At 60.5% G+C, this 5062-nt stretch carries 7 protein-coding genes and 1 pseudogene; all 8 read right to left on the bottom strand.

Annotated features, from left to right (window positions below):
* Positions 1–276 (bottom strand): annotated as a pseudogene (locus V1261_RS11930) (transposase); the annotation flags it as partial.
* Between the two features lie 66 nt (positions 277–342).
* Positions 343–1839, bottom strand: coding sequence for a terminase large subunit (locus V1261_RS11935; protein WP_329772032.1), 1497 nt, complete (start codon positions 1837–1839; stop codon positions 343–345).
* Positions 1839–2243, bottom strand: coding sequence for a terminase (locus tag V1261_RS11940; RefSeq protein ID WP_329772033.1), 405 nt, complete (start codon positions 2241–2243; stop codon positions 1839–1841). The genes V1261_RS11935 and V1261_RS11940 overlap by 1 nt, the downstream gene beginning before the upstream one ends.
* The gene (locus V1261_RS11945; RefSeq protein ID WP_329772034.1) at positions 2240–2656 is read right to left on the bottom strand and encodes an HNH endonuclease; all 417 of its coding nucleotides are present in this window, start codon (positions 2654–2656) and stop codon (positions 2240–2242) included. Before V1261_RS11945 ends, V1261_RS11940 begins: the two co-directional genes overlap by 4 nt.
* The gene (locus tag V1261_RS11950) at positions 2653–3834 is read right to left on the bottom strand and encodes a phage portal protein (protein ID WP_329772035.1); all 1182 of its coding nucleotides are present in this window, start codon (positions 3832–3834) and stop codon (positions 2653–2655) included. The genes V1261_RS11945 and V1261_RS11950 overlap by 4 nt, the downstream gene beginning before the upstream one ends.
* Complete coding sequence (locus tag V1261_RS11955; RefSeq protein WP_329772036.1) at positions 3831–4352, bottom strand: HK97 family phage prohead protease; 522 nt, start codon at positions 4350–4352, stop codon at positions 3831–3833. The genes V1261_RS11950 and V1261_RS11955 overlap by 4 nt, the downstream gene beginning before the upstream one ends.
* A gap of 10 nt (positions 4353–4362) precedes the next feature.
* On the bottom strand, positions 4363–4572 hold the full coding sequence (locus tag V1261_RS11960) for a hypothetical protein (protein ID WP_329772037.1): 210 nt from the start codon (positions 4570–4572) through the stop codon (positions 4363–4365).
* Between the two features lie 53 nt (positions 4573–4625).
* Positions 4626–5062 (bottom strand): integrase core domain-containing protein (locus V1261_RS11965; protein WP_329771692.1); only part of this gene is annotated, 437 nt, incomplete at its 5' end.

Below are 5062 nucleotides of genomic sequence, written 5' to 3' on the forward strand. Positions count from 1 at the left end.
CCCGGACTGCCTGGCAAAGTACGCGGCGGCTTTTTTTAGGATGTCGCGCTCCTCGGTAACACGCTTGAGTTCAGCCTTCAGGCGGCGCAGCTCCTCGGACTGGCTCAATTGCTCCTGGCGCTGGCCGGGGGACATCTGTCGCTGCTTGATCCACTTGTACAGGCTGTGTTGGCTGACGCCCAAGCGTTCCGATACTTCGGCCACCGCATGACCGCGCTCCACAATCTGTCTGACCGCTTCGATCTTGAATTCTTCCGGATATCTCTTCTGACTCATGGCACCTCCTATTAGACCTCAGTTATGAGACTCACAGGTGTCTACAGGATCCGGGTCGATTCACGCTCAAACATAGAAAACCTCACAGGTAGCCATCTCGGCCACCTCAGAGCGTGCGGCAAGTCCCATCGCCATCGCCAGGGCTTGCATACCGTCAATGCGGCCAGTAGCGCGGGCCTTGTCCAGCTTGCGGCTTCCGGCAGGGTCTTTCGTCACCACGGCATTGGCAGCACACATCGTCAGCACCGGATGCCCACCATGCGCCACACGTCCATTCAGCAGCTCGGCTTCCAGGGCGTCCAGTGCAGGGGCCATATCGCGGAATCCCTGCCCCCACTCGATCAGCGGCAAGTCCAGGCCGATGGCGTCCAGCTCGCGTTGCAGCAGATCAATGCGCCAGCGGTCGAAGGCAATCCCTTGAACATCCAGCTCACCGAGAATCTCGGCCATGTCAGCGGCGACAAACGAATAGTCAATGGATGCACCCGGCGTCGTGTGCAGGTAGCCTTGCCGCTCCCACACGTCATAGGGACAACGATCACGCTTTGCACGATCCTGCAAACCCTGCTCCGGTGTCCAGAAGTGCGGTTGCACATGCCAGGTGTTGCCATCGCGCCAGATCAGCACCAGCGCCGTTAAATCGGTGCGTGCCGACAAGTCCAGGCCAGCAAAAACCGGGCCTTCTGGCGTGCCTACAGGCCCACTACAGGCCTTCCACACGTCCGGACTGATGAACGGTGATTCAGTCGATACACGCTGGTTGAGCAGCAGATTTCGGGCCGTGTTTTCCATGGACGGCATACGCTGTGCCTGCTTCATTTGCTCGGCCAGATCCTTTTCACTGCGGAACAGGCCCAATGCAGGGTTTGCAGCTTTCCATGCCGATTTATCCAGCAGCTCGCAGCCTTCAGGGGCAGCGTATAGGTGGCTCACAATATGCGGATCATTTGAATTCGCAGCATCGTCCAGCCACACGGAAAACAGATCAGCATCGTTTGCAGCTTGCGTCGATATTGCAATCAGCAGTGGAGAATCATGCGCCCCTTGACTGGTGACAATGGCGTCAATGAAGTCTGACTGTGGGCCGCGTACCTGCCCCACTTCGTCCAGGATAGCCAGCACCGGGGACAGGCCGTGTGCCGTCTTGCCATCAGCGGCCAGTGCCCGAAACTCCACGTTCAGCGGCAGGCCGATCAGGCGCTTGCCACTCGGGACAATGCGCACCAGCTCGGATAGCGTCGGGGATAGCTGCACCATCTTGCTGGCCAGATTGAACACCAATGCCGCTTGATCGCGCGACATGGCACCGGACACAATCTGACTGTTCTGCACCGCTTCCGGGCCTACCAGATGCGCCAGCAGAAGACCAGCAATCAAACCGGATTTGCCGTTCTTGCGAGCGATGCTCAAATAGGCGCGGCGGGTTCCGTGCGGGTTGTCGTACAGCTCCCGGATGAACACCTTCTGAAAGTCGGCCAGCGTGAGCGGTTCGCCTACGTGTGCCCCTTCAGGCGTCACGCAGTACCGCTCAATAAACCGGATGACTTTCTCAGATCGTGTCATCACATCACCTTCAGGCGCGGGATCAGATCATCATGCGCTTGGCTTCTGGCTTCGCGCTCGAGCATGGCGGCGTTGATTTGATCCTCAGCCCTTCCAGTCGCACCCGGATGCACGAAGCACGCCCTTGCAAGCGCCATAGCCAGCCGAGTCAGCTTTGCATGTTCGTCGCCACCCACTTCTGCCGATTGCAGCGCATATTGCGTGCGGGCAAGGTTCGCAGCGTTGATCAGGTCGTTCGGCGTCCAGGCGTCACGCGGTCTGGATGTGATAATCGCCTCCCAGAAGGGGTTGCAATGCTCGGGAAGGGTGACGTACCCAGGCGGCTCCAGCGTCGCACAGGCGGCGTTCTGGTGCGCTTGCAGGGCAGCTTTAGCACTATCGGAGCGTGGGCGGCGGGATTTCATGGGTTTAAACTTCGGTTTGCATTAAAACAAGGGAATCCAGTCGATTTGTTGGTGTCGGTTCCCCGTGATTTTTGATCCTTTCGTGCTACTAGGTGGCTCACCATCTTCGCCCATGGGCCAGTCGTCGGCAGTCCGTTCTCGTCGTACCGTGTCGGTAGCTTGCCCGTCTGGGTCTTCACCGAATGACATGAGTGGCAAAGGCCGATCAAGTTGTTGTCCAGCTCGGCACTGTCGCGGTTGAATCGGTTGTCCGTGGGATCGTTGTTCAGGTGGTCAACGTCTGTAGCAGGCTCTCCGCACACCAGGCACAGCGGATCACGGCACAGCACCGCTTCACGCAGCACACGCCATGCCTTGCCGTTCAGGGCCAGCGTTCGGCCTGTCTCCTTCTGGCGTTGCTTGAGCGTCTTCACGGCTTCACCCCAGGCGGCGGGCTAGATGGCTTGAACTTGTCCGATACCTGCCTGGCCGGCAGGTTCTCCAGCTTGCGGGCTTCGTCAATCGTCAGCCAGCCGGCGCTTATGCCCTTGTCGTAGAAGTCGGCGCGGTTGACTGCATCACCTCGTAGAAGTCCCTCCACCGAATGCTCGGCAAAGTAGATGCGGCGTCCTGCATCCGTCAGCAGCTTGTGGCTGATGGATTGCTCCCACATCAGCAGGTGACGGCGCAGTGTCAGGGTCACAAACTGGCGGGCCATCTCCACGCTGTTGGAGTAGTTGCCATGCCGAAGATCACCGATCACGGTCGGCGGCACACGGAACAGGCGTGCGATTTCCTCAACGGAGAACTGACGGGCGGCGATCCATTCGGCATCTTCCAGCGTCATGCTGATGGCCTGGTATTCCATGCCAGCTTCCAGGACGGGCACCTTTCCGGCGTTTGCAGCGCCAGCATATTGGCTGCTCCAGCTCGTTTTCAGCGCCTGGCGCTGGTCAGGCTTCAGGACACCGGGGGCCTTCAACACACCGGAAAGCCGGGTACCGTTGTTGAAGGCTGCATTGCCATGGTCGCGCTCGGCCATCGCCAGTTGCACCACTTCACGGGCGGCTGTAATCGGACTGACACCCATCACACCGTCGTCGCCAGCTCGGTGACGCAGGTGCAGGACTTCACCGGCCAGCAGGCGGGTTACCGTGCCGTCCTTCGTCGTGTAGTCATAGGCCAGCTTCCCGGCCACGTCCAGGACTTGCACACGGTCGGGAGACAGCGGAACGAGTCCCCGCACCTGCCCATCCCATGCCACCTCGATCTTGGCAAAGGCGTTGCCCCTCAAAAGGACACAGGCCTGCATCCATTCCCGAAATTCGAGAGCGGTTTGCTGCTCGTTGGGCGCCTCGCGCAGGACACGGTACAACGGATGATCCGTAGCCCGCTCTCGGCCGTCACCATTGCGGCGGTACAAGATCAACGGCAGGGATGCCGTAGTCTCGGCGATGGCCTGCACGCAGGCATAGACAGCCGAGATGCTTTGTGCGGTACTCGGGTTCACCGGGCCACTGCGCAGCGCGGCAAAGTCCGTCCAATACGAATCACCGCCCACTGCCTGATTGGTGGAGCGGCGCTCAAACAGTCCCTTGATGCGCTTCATCATTTGCAAGTCTCCAGCCACTGGCGGGCAGTCGGGTTATGGATTTCCTGACGATGGCGCAGGCTGACGGTCGTGTTGTCGTAGGCGGCATGGGCTTGCACCACAGACACTTCATGCAGCTCCACCTCGCGCAGCACGCGGCGGCTGCCGTGCCATGCCTCATCCGTTGCGACAAAACCGAAGCTCATCCCACCCAGATCACCACGCGCAGCCAGGGCAGCCAGGTCACGTCCGTGCTGCGTGTCGGGCAGCCTCAGGCTGAAAGCCAGCCCATGCGAATCTTCGTGCAGCGCCAGCGTGCCGGATTTCGTGCGGCCCAGCACGGCGCGGGTGTCGTGGTCAGCCAGGGCAAGAATGTCCCGGCCATCGGCCAGGCTCTTGGCGAATGCGCCGGGTGCGATCACCTCCACGAAGTCGGCAATGCGGGCTTCCTGGTTGAACACGGCGGCATAGCCGGTCAGCGTGCGGCCACTGGCTTGCAGGCCAGTAACCGCACGGCGCTCGATGCTGGGCGCGGTCATGGTGTCACCCTTACAGCGCCACGTCATTGACGATCGTGAAGGCTTCAGCGCGGCGCGGGATCATGTCCAGCGTGGTCAGGATGCGCACCTGCACAGCACCACGGCTATACGGGCCTTCTGCATACTGGTTCGCCAGCACATCGATACCACCCCATTGGCCCACGATCATTTCACTGAAGTCGCCCAGGATGATTTGTCCGGTCGTGGTGTTCTTGCCCACCTGATTGGTGACTGGAGTTGACCCACTTCGGTGGACGGGTACTGGTTTGATACTCAAACCGTTTCGGGTGTTGTCTCGGCATGCACATGGGCATCCTCGACAACATCAAACAGGGCTTCGTTGCTCCTTTCAAAGTTCAGGGGTGCGAGGTAGCCCAGGCCACTGTGGCGGCGCCGGGGGTTGTACCAGCCTTCAATCCAGGTGAAGACCGCCATGCGGGCCTGCGCCTTGCTCTGGAAGGTGCTGCGCTCGATGAGTTCGCCCTCTAGGCTGGCAAAGAAGCTCTCGGCCATTGCGTTGTCGTACGCATCGCCCACGGTCCCCATCGAAGGTCGCACCTGCATCTGCCGGCAGCGCTCGCCAAAGGCCAGGCTGGTGTACTGGCTGCCTTGGTCCGAGTGGTGGATGACGCTCTTGGGTTTGCGCTGCTCAAGGGCCATGTTCAAGGCCTCGAGAACAAGGTCTGCGGTCATGCGTTCTCCCATGGCCC

The sequence above is a fragment of the Brachymonas sp. J145 genome (genome assembly GCF_036312245.1).
GTDB classification, from domain to species: domain Bacteria; phylum Pseudomonadota; class Gammaproteobacteria; order Burkholderiales; family Burkholderiaceae_C; genus Brachymonas; species Brachymonas wangyanguii.